The 12763-nt window shown below is 72.7% G+C and carries 8 protein-coding genes; 3 read left to right on the top strand and 5 right to left on the bottom strand.

Annotated features, from left to right (window positions below):
• Nucleotides 1-94 precede the first annotated feature (94 nt).
• Nucleotides 95-292, bottom strand: a complete 198-nt coding sequence (locus tag ACZ6JT_RS00465; RefSeq protein ID WP_469205674.1) for a hypothetical protein — start codon at nucleotides 290-292, stop codon at nucleotides 95-97.
• On the opposite strand from ACZ6JT_RS00465, the gene zapE reads away from it, so the two are divergent.
• Together zapE and ACZ6JT_RS00475 are read left to right on the top strand one after the other, a co-directional pair.
• Nucleotides 282-1379: a cell division protein ZapE gene (gene zapE / locus ACZ6JT_RS00470; RefSeq protein WP_469205676.1), complete on the top strand. Its 1098-nt coding sequence runs from the start codon at nucleotides 282-284 to the stop codon at nucleotides 1377-1379. The genes ACZ6JT_RS00465 and zapE overlap by 11 nt on opposite strands.
• A gap of 151 nt (nucleotides 1380-1530) precedes the next feature.
• Entirely contained in the window at nucleotides 1531-3435 is a 1905-nt protein-coding gene (locus ACZ6JT_RS00475) for a serine/threonine-protein kinase (protein ID WP_469205678.1), read from the top strand.
• Here the strand turns inward: ACZ6JT_RS00475 and ACZ6JT_RS00480 are convergent.
• From ACZ6JT_RS00480 to ACZ6JT_RS00495, 4 genes are all read right to left on the bottom strand, one after another.
• Complete coding sequence (locus tag ACZ6JT_RS00480) at nucleotides 3432-4832, bottom strand: M1 family metallopeptidase (protein WP_469205680.1); 1401 nt, start codon at nucleotides 4830-4832, stop codon at nucleotides 3432-3434. The two genes, ACZ6JT_RS00475 and ACZ6JT_RS00480, sit on opposite strands and share 4 nt — an antisense overlap.
• A 90-nt stretch (nucleotides 4833-4922) precedes the next feature.
• On the bottom strand, nucleotides 4923-8882 hold the full coding sequence (locus ACZ6JT_RS00485) for a Pls/PosA family non-ribosomal peptide synthetase (RefSeq protein WP_469205682.1): 3960 nt from the start codon (nucleotides 8880-8882) through the stop codon (nucleotides 4923-4925).
• A gap of 205 nt (nucleotides 8883-9087) precedes the next feature.
• Nucleotides 9088-9570: a DUF6328 family protein gene (locus tag ACZ6JT_RS00490; RefSeq protein ID WP_469205684.1), complete on the bottom strand. Its 483-nt coding sequence runs from the start codon at nucleotides 9568-9570 to the stop codon at nucleotides 9088-9090.
• 227 nt (nucleotides 9571-9797) lie between these two features.
• The gene (locus tag ACZ6JT_RS00495) at nucleotides 9798-10208 is read right to left on the bottom strand and encodes a Fur family transcriptional regulator (RefSeq protein WP_469205686.1); all 411 of its coding nucleotides are present in this window, start codon (nucleotides 10206-10208) and stop codon (nucleotides 9798-9800) included.
• Between the two features lie 300 nt (nucleotides 10209-10508).
• Between ACZ6JT_RS00495 and katG the strand changes: the two genes are divergently transcribed.
• Nucleotides 10509-12740: a catalase/peroxidase HPI gene (katG, locus tag ACZ6JT_RS00500; RefSeq protein WP_469205688.1), complete on the top strand. Its 2232-nt coding sequence runs from the start codon at nucleotides 10509-10511 to the stop codon at nucleotides 12738-12740.
• Nucleotides 12741-12763 lie beyond the last annotated feature (23 nt).

The raw sequence follows: 12763 nt of genomic DNA on the forward strand, positions 1-12763 counted from the left end.
CCCACAAGCGACCCATATACGACAGTTCCAGGAAGCAATGATCCACGGCAAATGGGTGATTCTGGGGTGAATGTAATAGTTCTCACGATGCCGGTCACACCTGGCCCAGTGTGGCCGCGTGATCGGGTACGAGCGTCTGCAGGCCCTCGGGCGGACGCCGGTATCCCGTCGACGGCGGCCGGGGCGGCAGGACGAGCGAGGGCCGGGGCACGGACGCGTACGGGACCGAGGACGGCAGGTGGGCGATCACGGTCAGCTGCCTGCTGCTAATGTCGCCGTCCGTGAGCGACAAGATACGCAAGCGGTACGAGCGGATGCTCGAGCACGTCCACACGGCTGCCGAGCAGCGGGGGTTCACTCTCACACCGGCCCAGCGGCACGCGGCCGAGCGACTCGCCGGGCTCGCCGGCGAACTGGGGGCGCCCCGCGGCCTGTTCCGCCCCCGGCCACCGCGCAGCCTGTACGTCTGGGGACCCGTCGGGCGGGGCAAGAGCTGGCTGGTCGACACCTTCTTCGACGGCCTGCCCGAGACCCGCAAGCGACGGCTGCACTTTCACGACTTCTTCCGCAGGTTGCACGACGGCGTGGCGCGCGAAGGCGTGTCGTACGGGGAACACCTCCGCGGGAACCGGCAGAGCGCTGTCGACCTGGCGGTCGACGAACTGCTCGCCGACTGCCGGATCCTGGTCTTCGACGAGTTCCACGCGCACGACGCAGGTGACGCGATGCTCGTCGCCCGGCTCTTCCGCACGCTGCTGGAGCGGCGCATCACCCTCGTCACCACGTCCAACTACCCACCCGCCGGCCTGATGCCGGACCCGCTCCACCACCACCTGTTCGAGCCGACCATCGCCCTGATCGAAGAGCGGATGGACGTCTTGGACGTGTCCGGGCCGACCGACTTCCGGCGCCGGCCGCAGCCCGCCGGGGGGCGGCGGTTCACCCAGGGCGCGCTCCTCGGCCCCGAGGACGACATCGCGCTCCGTGAACTCGGCCTGGTCCCGCCACAGCCCGCCGAGGCCCGCTGGGTGCCCGCCCACTTGCGTGAGCTGCCCGCGCTGGCCGTTCACGGCGACGTGGTGTGGATGGGCTTCCAGGAGCTGTGCGAGGGCCGGACCTCGGTGCCCGACTACCTGACACTCGCCGACCACTTCGACACCCTGATCCTGGACGGGGTGCCCCCGCTGCTGTCCTGTACGCCGGACGCGCGTCAGCGGTTCGCCAACCTCGTGGACGTCTGCTGCGACCGCGACGTACGACTGTTCCTGATCGGCGCCGACCCGCTGGCCGGGCTGGCCGAGGACTCCGGGCTGATGCGCGACCTGGACCGGACCGCGAGCAGGCTGTCCCTGCTCCGGCGAGCGGCCGTCTCCCGCTAGCCGTCCTCCGCGCCGACCTCCCCGACCACGTCCGTCCTGCGCCGGCGCCCGGCCCGGACCGCCCCAAGTCGGCGCTGGGGCAGGCGCGTTGTGCATGGCGGATCATCGGGTTAGATTTCTGGAAACTCATTCTAATTCGAGCGGGGCGAACGTGTTAGAGCTGACGGGGAGCGGAGCGGAGCCGCTGGAGGCGGGGGATCCGCGCCGGATCGGGGCCATTCCGCTGGCGGGCCGGCTCGGGGCCGGAGGCATGGGGCGCGTGTACCTCGGGGTCCGAGAGGGCCGGTACGTCGCCGTCAAACAGCTGCTGTCCTCCGTCGTCGGCGAGGACGAGGACTTCCTGCGCCGGTTCGGGCACGAGCTGGACAACCTCGCCCGGCTGCCCGCGGAGGCCACCGCGCCGCTGCTCGCCTGCGACCGCACCGCGAACCCGCCGTGGTTCGCCACCGCGTACATCCCCGGCCTCACCCTGCGGGAGGCGATCGCGCTGCACGGCGGCCCGCTGCCCGCGGACGCGCTGTGGCTGCTGCTGCGGGAGGCGGCGTCGGGCCTGGCGGCGGTGCACGCGCTGGACATGGTGCACCGGGACCTCAAGCCGTCCAACGTGATGCTGACACTCGACGGTCTCACGCTCATCGACTTCGGCGTCGCCCGCGCCGCGGAGCAGAGCCAGCTCACCAGGACCGGCATGGTGGTGGGCACGCCCGCCTACATGGCTCCCGAACAGGCTTCGGGCAGGCGGCGGTTGAGCGGCGCCACCGACGTGTTCGCGCTGGGCTCGGTCCTCGCGTACGCGGCGTGCGGCCAGCCGCCCTTCGGCGACGAGTCGGGGCACGGCGTGCTGTACCGCATCGTCCACGAGGAGCCCGACCTGGATCCGTTGCGGGAGGCGGAGCCGGAGCTCGCCGACCTCGTCGCGGCCTGCCTGGCCAAGGACCCCGACGCCCGCCCCACCGCGGCCGAGCTCCTCGAACGGGCCGCGCGGCACGGGCCGTTCACGGAGCCGCTGTGGCCTGCGGCCATCGCCGAACGGCTGACGGAGCGGGCCGCCTTCGCCGCGAACGTGCAGGAGGTCGACGTACCGACGCTCCCGCTCAAGGGTGGGAAGCCGGACCCGGATACCGAGACGGAACCGGAACCGGCACCGGCACCGGCACCGGACAAGGGATCCGAGAAGGCACCGGAGGATCCCGGGCCCGCCCCCACCCCCGCCGCGTCCCGCCCGGAACGGCCCGAGCGGCGCCGTCGCACCGGCGTCCTGCTGGCCGTCTTCCCCGTCGTCGTGGTGGCGGGCGGCACGACGCTCGCCGTCCAGTACCTGCCGCACACCGGCTCGCCGCAGGCCGACGCACGCAGCGACCCGCGTACGTCGGTCACGGCGCCGGCCGACCCGTCATCGCCGACGACGACGGGCGGCAGCCCGGCGGCGACGGCGTCACCCGCGCAGTCACCGCCCCAGGACCCAGCCCAGGGCGGGGCGGGCGGCGTCCCCCCGAACGCGGCCGCCGCGGGCGCCGGCCAGGGACCCGGCCCCGGTGCCGGACCGGGCGGCGGTGCCCAGACCGGTCCGGGCGGTGCGGGCGGCTCGGCCGGGTCAGGCAACTCCGCGAACGCGGGCGGCGCCGGCAGTACGCGCCCCTCCGGCGGTGGGACGTCCACCGCCCCCACGGCCCCGGCCCCGCCGGCACCCCCCGCGTCCGGCACCTACCGCTACCGCAACGGCAACAACAACAAGTGCGTCACCCAGGTCTTCGGGGCCGCGGACTCCGGCGAGTGCTCGGACGGATCCGCCCGCTGGACCGTGCAGGGCAGGGCGGACGGCGGCTTCAGGCTCGTCAACCGGCAGAGCGGCCAGTGCCTGTACTCCAACGGGCTGGGCCAGGCCGTCTTCGTGGGCGACTGCGCCCAGGACATCGGCCGGATCTGGCGCACCGGCGCGAACGGCAGCCTCCATAGCGACCTCGGCGGCGGCTGCCTCGACCTGGGCATGGCCAGCGGCCTGGTCACGACGTCCTGCGGCGGCCAGGCCTCCCAGCGCTGGACCAGGCAGAACTAGGCGGAGGCGCGGCCGCGGCGGCCCTTGCCGGGGCCGCCGTTCGTCGGGGGGTAGCCGGGCTTCGCCGGTATCGACGGGGAGGGCAGCGGCGGGAGCGCCGGTTCGTAGAGCCACGCCGAGAACAGGTCGTCCAGGGGCTCGGCGGTGTAGCGGGCCACGTGGGTGGTGAAGCCGGCGGTGGTCACCACCCCGTTGCGGTGGACCGTGAGCCAGTCGCGCAGCATGCGGAAGAACGCGCCGTCACCCAGGGCGCAGCGCACCGCGTGGACGGCGAGGCCACCGCGCTGGTACAGGCGATCGTCGAACATGAGCTTGCGGCCGGGGTCGGCCAGCCGCAGGTCCTGCGTCCGCGTGGCCAGCAGCCGGTGTGCGGTGACCGCCAGTTCGTGGGCGGTCCGCCCGCCGGAGCGCTCCGACCAGAGCCACTCGGCGTACTTCGCGAAGCCCTCGTTCAGCCAGATGTGCCGCCAGTCGGCGATGGTCACGCTGTTGCCGAACCACTGGTGCGCGAGCTCGTGGGCGATGAGGCGTTCCGAGCCGCGCGCACCGTCGACGTGGTTGGTGCCGAACAGGGAGAGGCCCTGCGCCTCGACCGGTACGTCCAGTTCCTCGTCGGCGACGACGACCGTGTACTCGCCGAAGGGGTAGGGCCCGAACAGTTCCTCGAACAGCTGCATCATCGCGGGCTGCCGGGCGAAGTCGCGGGAGAACCGCGGCAGCAGGTGCGCGGGCACGTGGGCGCTCTGCGGGACGCCGCCGAGCCCGGGGTCGCCGAGCAGCACCGTCTGGTGCATGCCGATGGACAGGCCGACGAGGTAGCTGGAGGTCGGCGCGGACTGCTCGTACACCCAGGTGGTGGTGCTGGCCCTGGTGGTGCGGGTGAGCAGCCGCCCGCCGGCGACGACGGTGTAGGCGGAGGGCGTGTTGACGGAGATCTGGTACGAGGCCTTGTCGGCGGGGCGGTCGTTGCACGGGTACCAGGAGGGGGCGCCGACCGGCTGGCTGGCCACCAGCACGCCGTCGGTCAGTTCCTCCCAGCCGAGACCGCCCCAGGGGCTGCGCACCGGCTTGGGGTTGCCCGCCCAGTGCACCTCCACGGTGAAGGCGGCGCCGGCGGGCAGCGGCTTGGCCGGCCGGATGCGGAGCTTGCCGCCGCGGTGCGCGTAGTGCGGGGCCCGGCCGTTGACGAGGACGCGTCCTATTCTGAACTCGGCCAGGTTGAGGTGGAACTCGGTGAGCGGGGCCCGCCCGGCGATGGCGCTGAGCCGGGCCGTTCCGGCCAGCCGGTTGGGGCCGGGGCGGTATTCCAGAGCGAGTTCGTACCGGTGCACTCGGTAACGGGAGTCGCCGTTGGCCGGAAAGTACGGGTCCGACACCTCTGTCTTCTGGCCGCTCACTGCCGCTTCCGCTCCCTGCGCTGTGCTCGTACGACGTGCTGGTGTCCCGCTGCCGCCGCTGCCGGTCCCGCCACCGCGGGGACGGTCCGGTCAGGACCGCCACGCCTCGATCGGATTGCCCAGCCAGCGGGTGTCGGCGGGGACGGATTCCCCGGCCATCACGAGAGAGGCGGGACCCAGCGTGCTGCGGGCCCCGACCGTGCTGCCGGGCAGGACGATTCCGCCCGGGCCCAGGGTGGCGCCCTCGCGGAGGACCACAGTATCCGTCCTCAAGATCCGGTCGTGGAAGAGGTGTGTCTGCAACACGCAACCGCGGTTCACGCTGACCGCGTCGCCCAGGACGACCAGGTCCATCTCGGGCAGCCAGTAGCTCTCGCACCACACCCCGCGGCCGATGCGGGCCCCGAGCGCGCGCAGCCACAGGGCCAGCAGCGGGGTGCCGGGCACGGATCCGGCCAGCCACGGCACGGCCAGGACCTCGACGAAGGTGTCGGCCAGTTCGTTGCGCCATACGAAGGCGCTCCACAGCGGGTGCTCGCCCGCCCGGTGGCGGCCCACCAGCAGCCATTTCGCGGCCACCGTGACCGCGCAGGCGGCCACGCCGGCGGCCGTCAGGACCGCTCCGGACAGCAGGGCGGCGCCCCAGGTCCCCAGCCCGGTCGCCGTGCTCAGCGCGCAGAGCGCCGCCACGGTCAGGACGGCCAGCGCGGCCGAGCAGAAGACGGGGACGAGTCGGCACAGCTCCACCAGCCCGCGCGCCCACAGCAGGTGCGCGGGTGGGTCGTAGGTCCGGCTCTGGTCGGCGTCGGCGGCGGAGCGGGGCAGCTTGACCGGCGGCAGGCCCAGGTACGAGCTGCCCTTCTTGGCCTTCTTCGGGGTCGCGGACAGCACGCCGACGAGCCCGTCGTCCGGCACGGTGCGGCCCGGGGCGGTCATGCCGGAGTTGCCGAGGAAGGCCCGGCGGCCGATCTCGGAGTGTCCGATGCGTACCCAGCCGCCGCCCAGTTCGCAGGGGGCGGTCAGGGTGTCGTCGGCGAGGAACGCGCCTTCGCCCACGGTGGTGAGGCTGGGCAGCGCGAGGACGGTGGACACCTCCGCGCCCCGGCCGATCTTCATGCCGAGCAGCCTCAGCCACACGGGCGTGATCAGGCCGGCGTAGAGCGGGAAGAGCGTCTCCCGGGACAGGTCCATCAGCTGGGTGACCGTCCAGGCCTGCCAGCCGACCCTGCTGTGCGTCGGGTGGTTGCCGGTGCGCAGGCCGAGGCTGAGCAGTCGTACGGAGACCAGCAGGAGCAGGGCGTACGCGCAGCCGAAGGCGAGGGCTCCCGGGACGACGGCGATGAGCGCTCCGCGCAGGGCCTGGGCGAGCCCGGCGTCGGCGGGCACGAACCGGCTCACGACGATCAGGGCGGGCACGGTGGCGAGCACGGGCAGGGCCGTCAGGCCGAAGCCGGTGGCTCCGTACATGGCCCGCCAGTGGGCCGAACGCGGCGGGCGTTCCCGGGGCCAGTTCCGCTTGGCCTTGCCGAGCTTGCCGGCCGGCGCTCCGGCCCAGCGCTGGCCGGTGGGGATCTGGCCGACGACGGCGGAGCCGGGGGCCACCTCGGCCCGCTTGCCGACGCGGGCGCCGGGGAAGAGGATGCTGCGGGTGCCGACCACCGCGCCGGCGCCCACCTTGACCTGGCCGATCTCCAGCCGGTCGCCGTCCAGCCAGTGCCCGGAGAGGTCCACCTCGGACTCCACGGCGCAGCCGCGGCCGAGTTTGAGCATGCCCGTGACCGGGGGCAGGGAGTGCAGGTCGACCTCGGGGCCGATCTTGGCGCCGAGGGCCCGCCCGTAGCGTTCCAGCCAGGAGCCGGTGAGGGAGGTCGCGCCGGCGTACTCGGCGAGCCGCTCGGCGGTCCACAGCCTCAGGTGCACGCTGCCGCCGCGCGGATGGCGCCCGGCCTTGACCCCGCGCAGCAGCAGGCGGGCGCCGCCGGCGGCGATCACGAGGCGGCCGGGCGGGCTGAAGAGCAGTGCGGCTCCGGCGGCGACGAGCCACCAGGAGGCGGTCGGCGCCCACGGGTAGGGCCCGAACCGGTGCAGTACGTTGCCGAGGGCCAGCAGTGCCACGGTCCAGCGCAGGCCGACCAGGGTGGACAGCGGGAGCAGCAGCAGCGACTGGATCACCTTGGCGCGGAGCGGAACGGGCGCGATGACCCGGGCCGCGTCGTCGTCCTGTACGGATTTCTCCAGGCGGCGGGCCAGCTTGCGCAGGACGGGCTGCTGGTAGATGTCGAGGACGGCCGCCCGCGGGTAGCGGGTGCGCAGCCGGGTGGTGAGCTGGGCGGCTGCGAGGCTGCTGCCGCCGATCGCGAAGAAGTCGTCGACGGCGCTGTTGACGGCCACGCCGAGGGTCTCGCTCCACTGCTCGGCGAGCCAGGCCTCGGTGCCGTAGAGCTGCTCGGCGGGGCCGGGGGTCTCCAGTTCGGGCAGGGGCCAGGGCAGTGCGTCGCGGTCCACCTTGCCGGAGGTGCGGGTGGGGAGCTCGTCGACCGGTGCGAGCAGCGGTACGAGGGCGGCGGGCAGCTCGGAGCGCAGCCGCTCGACGGCGGCCGCGTGGTCCCAGCCCTCCTGGGTGACGAGGTATCCGACGAGGAGCTGGTTGCCGCTGCGGGCGGTGCGTACGGCCGCGGCGGCGCCGGCGACGCCGGGCAGGGCCTGCAGGGCGGCGTCCACCTCGCCGAGCTCGATCCGGCGGCCGCCGAGCTTGATCTGCTCGTCGGCGCGGCCGAGGAAGACGAGGCCTTCCGGCTCTGCGCGGACGAGGTCGCCGCTGCGGTAGGCGCGTTGCCAGCCGAGGGATTCCAGCGGGGCGTACTTCTCGGCGTCCATCGTGGGGTCGAGGTAGCGGGCGAGGCCGACGCCGCCGATGACGAGCTGGCCGCTGCCGCCCATCGGCACCGGCTCGCCGGACTCGTCGACCACGGCCAGTTCCCAGCCGCTCAGCGGGAGGCCGATCCGGATGGGTTCCTCGCCGGTGAGGAGGGCCGCGCAGGCGACGACGGTGGCCTCGGTGGGGCCGTAGGTGTTCCAGACCTCGCGGCCCTCGGTGACCAGGCGCTGGGTGAGCTCGGGCGGGCAGGCCTCGCCGCCGAAGATCAGCAGCCGGACCTCGTTGAGGGTCTCGGGCTCCCAGAGCGCGGCCAGGGTGGGCACGGTGGAGACCACGGTGATCTCCTGGTCCGCCAGCCAGGGGCCCAGGTCGGCGCCGCTGCGGACCTGGGAGCGCGGGACGGGGACGAGGCAGGCGCCGTAGCGCCAGGCGAGCCACATCTCCTCGCAGGAGGCGTCGAAGGCGACGGACAGTCCGGCCATGACGCGGTCGCCGGGGCCGATCGGCTCCTCGGTGAGGAAGAGCGCGGCCTCGGCGTCGACGAAGGCGGCGGCGCTGCGGTGGCTGACGGCCACGCCCTTGGGCTTGCCGGTGGAGCCGGAGGTGAAGATGATCCAGGCGTCGTGCTCGGGGCCGGGCCGCGCGGCGGCCGCCTCAGCGTCCGCGAGGCCGGTGGCGTCGATGCGCCCTGCGGCGCCCAGGACGGCCCGTACGCCGGCCTCGCCGAAGACCAGCTCGGCGCGCTCGTCGGGGTCCTCGGCGTCGACCGGGACGTAGGCGGCGCCCGCGGCGAGCACGGCGAGGATGCCCGTGTACAGCTCGTTGGTCCCGGACGGCACGCGTACGCCGACGCGGTCGCCGCGGCCCACCCCGGCGGCCGCGAGGGCGCGGCGGCGGCGCTCGACCTCGGTGGCCAGCTCCCGGTAGGTCAGGCGGGTGGTGCCGTCGTCCAGGGCGAGTTCGTCGGGGTACGCCCGTACGGAGGCCTCGAAGATGTCGACGAGGGTGCGCGTCGGGGCGGCGGGTCCGGCGGAGAACCGGGCGGACTTGCCGGACTCCCCGCCGGCGTCGGGATCCCCGCTCGCGTCCCCGTACGAATCCCCGCTCGCGTCCCCGTACGCTTCCCCGCCCTCGAGCAGAGTGAGTTCACCTTGCTCAGGTGTTGCAGCCATCGGCCCTCGCGTCTCGTTCCCGGGGTCCCGGGTCGCCGGCGGAGCCCGGGTCTGCCCGGGTTGTTCCGTAGCCAGCGCCAAACAACCCACCAGTCTAGTGCGGCATCAAGGGTCTTCTCCTTGAAGCCTGACGCGTGGCCGGGAAGGAACGAAGGCGCCGCACCGGGGTGAACGGGTCGTGAACGGGCACGAACGGGCCTGTCGCTCAGTGCTCCGCCGTGTACCGGATCCGCGCCCACAACGGCAGGACGAACCAGCACAGGAGGTACCACGCGAGCACGCCCGCCACCAGCCAGGGCACGAGGGCGTCGTGGGTGGCGACCCGCAGGACCAGGAAGAGGGCCGCGGTGCAGGTGGCCAGCAGCAGGACGAGGCCGACGAAGGTGAGACGGGAGGCCCATGCCACCGCCTCGGGCTTGATGCGCCGGCCGGAGACGACGCGGTGGAAGGCGACGGGCCCGATGAGCGCACCGGTCGCCAGCGCTCCGAGCACGACGGTGACGACGTAGATGGTCTTGTCGGTCTGCGGAAGTTCGTGGAAGAGGGGGGTGAACACGACCGTCAACAGGAAACCGAAGAGGATCTGCACGCCCGTCTGGGCGACGCGGATCTCCTGGATCAGCTCCTGCCACTGCCGGTCCGCGCGTTCCTCTCCGCTCTCGTTCCTTCCGTCGGTGGCTTCCGGCATGGCTTCTCCATTCGACGGCGTACGGCTCAACGGCCGAGCTCCCTCTCGAGTTCGGCCTTGCCCATGGAGGAGCGGCCGTGCGGGTTGCGGCGCCGGCGCTCGCGCTTCTGGCTGAAAGTGCGGGGCATGGTACCTCCTTGGTCGACGCCCGGTGTGCGGCGCCTACCCGCTGCGCGCCCGCTCACTCACCGGCCCCTCCCGCGCCCTGCCGCGGCCTCCCCGCGCCCTCAGGCGCAGGCCGGGCACAGGCCGCGGTAGGTGACCTCGACCCCGGACACCGTGAAACCGAAGCGCGCCTCGGGCGGGAGGCCGGCCAGGGGACTTCCGGTCGGGTGGACGTCGCGGATCAACCCACAGCCGGAGCACACCAGGTGCTGGTGCGGGTGGTGCGCGTTGGGGTCGTAGCGCTTGGCCCTGCCGTCGGTGGTGACCTCCGCGACCTCGCCGAGGGCTACCAACTCGCCCAGGGCGTTGTAGACGGTGGCCCGGGAGATCTCGGGCAGCCGCTCCACCGCACGGGCGTGCACCTCGTCGGCCGTGAGGTGCACGTGGTCTCCGTCGAGGACCTCCGCGACCACGCGCCGCTGGGCCGTCATCCGCCAGCCACGCCCGCGCAGCCGTCGCAGCAGGTCACTCATATCGGCTCACCTGTTTCAGGTTGGACGGGCGCCCGACGCCTGTGGGCCGACATCGGGAATCCGACTCAATATGGGCTTGGTGTGCTTCTTGACTTGGAATCCGTCCATCGTAGGATCGGTTCGATGGATAGCCAAGAGACAGGACGTCTCCAGAGCGGCAGGTGACACCGTCCGGGACGGTGACCGCCTCGGCGTCGGGCCGACCGACGGGGCCGAGACCGTGCACGGGGCCCGCGCCCCGTCAATTCCCTCGCATTCAGTTCCTGAACACCGTGATCCGCCTGGTACGGAAGGATTCCCATGTCCGAGAACCATGATGCAATCGTCGTAGACGCCAAGTCGGAGGGCGCAGGCGGCTGCCCGGTCGCCCACGAGCGCGCCCCGCATCCGACCCAGGGCGGCGGAAACCGTCAGTGGTGGCCGGAACGGCTCAACCTGAAGATCCTCGCCAAGAACCCCGCCGTGGCCAACCCGCTCGGCGAGGAGTTCGACTACGCCGAGGCGTTCAAGTCCCTCGATCTCCCTGCCGTGAAGCGGGACATCGCGGAGGTGCTGACCACCTCGCAGGACTGGTGGCCCGCCGACTTCGGCCACTACGGCCCCTTCATGATCCGCATGGCCTGGCACAGCGCCGGCACCTACCGCATCAGCGACGGCCGCGGCGGCGCCGGATCCGGCCAGCAGCGGTTCGCGCCGCTCAACAGCTGGCCGGACAACGGCAACCTCGACAAGGCCCGCCGACTGCTGTGGCCGGTCAAGAAGAAGTACGGCCAGAGCCTGTCGTGGGCCGACCTCATGATCCTGACCGGCAACGTGGCGCTGGAGCAGATGGGCTTCGAGACCTTCGGCTTCGGCGGCGGTCGCGCGGACGTCTGGGAGCCTGACGAGGACGTCTACTGGGGTCCCGAGACCACGTGGCTGGACGACGAGCGCTACAGCGGCGACCGCGAGCTGGAGAACCCGCTCGGCGCGGTCCAGATGGGCCTGATCTACGTCAACCCGGAGGGCCCGAACGGCACTCCGGACCCGCTGGCCGCCGCGCGCGACATCCGTGAGACGTTCCGCCGGATGGCGATGAACGACGAGGAGACGGTCGCCCTGATCGCGGGCGGCCACACCTTCGGCAAGACCCACGGCGCGGGCCCGGCGGAGAGCGTCGGCGCGGACCCCGAGGCCGCCTCGATCGAGCAGCAGGGCCTCGGCTGGGCGAACTCCTTCGGCACCGGCAAGGGCGCCGACGCGATCACCAGCGGTCTGGAGGGCATCTGGACCAACACCCCGATCACCTGGGACAACAGCTTCTTCGAGATCCTCTTCGGCTATGAGTGGGAGCTGTTCAAGAGCCCCGCCGGCGCCCACCAGTGGCGGCCGAAGGACGGGGCTGGCGCGGGTACCGTGCCCGATGCCCACGACGCGTCCAAGAGCCACGCGCCGACGATGCTGACGACCGACCTCTCGCTGCGGTTCGACCCGGCCTACGAGCAGATCTCCCGGCGTTTCCTGGAGAACCCGGCCGAGTTCGCGGACGCCTTCGCCCGCGCCTGGTACAAGTTGACCCATCGCGACATGGGCCCGGTCGTGCGCTACCTCGGCCCCGAGGTCCCGGCCGAGACGCTGCTGTGGCAGGACCCGCTCCCGCCGGTGACGCACGAGCTCGTCGACGCCGCCGACGTCGCCTCCCTCAAGCAGCAGGTCCTCGCCTCGGACCTGACGGTGTCCCAGCTCGTCTCCACGGCGTGGGCCTCGGCCTCGTCGTTCCGCGGCAGCGACAAGCGCGGCGGCGCCAACGGCGCCCGCATCCGGCTCCAGCCGCAGAGCGGGTGGGAGGTCAACGAACCCGACCAGCTGGCGACGGTGCTGCGCACGCTGACGGGCATCCAGGAGTCCTTCAACGCCGCCCAGTCCGGCGGCAAGCGGATCTCGCTCGCCGACCTGATCGTGCTCGCCGGTGCGGCCGCCGTCGAACAGGGCGCCAAGGACGCCGGTTTCGACGTCGATGTGCCCTTCGCGCCGGGCCGGGCGGACGCGGCGCAGGAGCAGACGGACGTGGAGTCGTTCGCCGCCCTGGAGCCGACCGCCGACGGCTTCCGCAACTACCTCGGGAAGGGCAACCGGCTGCCGGCCGAATACCTCCTGATCGACCGGGCGAACCTGCTGAACCTGAGCGCGCCCGAGCTGACCGTCCTGGTCGGGGGCCTGCGCGTGCTGGGCGCGAACTACCAGCAGAGCTCGCACGGCGTCTTCACCACTACGCCCGGGTCCCTGACGAACGACTTCTTCGTCAACCTCCTCGACCTGGGCACGACGTGGAAGGCGACGGCCGAGGACGAGAGCACCTTCGAGGGCCGCGACGCCGCCACGGGCGCCGTCAAGTGGACCGGCACCCGTGCCGACCTGGTCTTCGGGTCGAACTCGGAGCTGCGCGCGCTCGCGGAGGTCTACGCGAGCGACGACGCGAAGGAGAAGTTCGTCAGGGACTTCGTCGCCGCGTGGGACAAGGTGATGAGGCTGGACCGCTTCGACCTCGTGTGACCCGAAGTCCGGGCCGGCCACCC

This window comes from Streptomyces sp. NPDC046308, from assembly GCF_055588065.1.

Coding starts and splice junctions, on each gene's coding strand:
- ACZ6JT_RS00495 (WP_469205686.1), bottom strand. CDS start 10,208: ATGAGTGACCTGCTGCGACGGCTGCGCGGGCGTGGCTGGCGGATGACG.
- ACZ6JT_RS00490 (WP_469205684.1), bottom strand. CDS start 9,570: ATGCCGGAAGCCACCGACGGAAGGAACGAGAGCGGAGAGGAACGCGCG.
- katG (WP_469205688.1), top strand. CDS start 10,509: ATGTCCGAGAACCATGATGCAATCGTCGTAGACGCCAAGTCGGAGGGC.
- ACZ6JT_RS00485 (WP_469205682.1), bottom strand. CDS start 8,882: ATGGCTGCAACACCTGAGCAAGGTGAACTCACTCTGCTCGAGGGCGGG.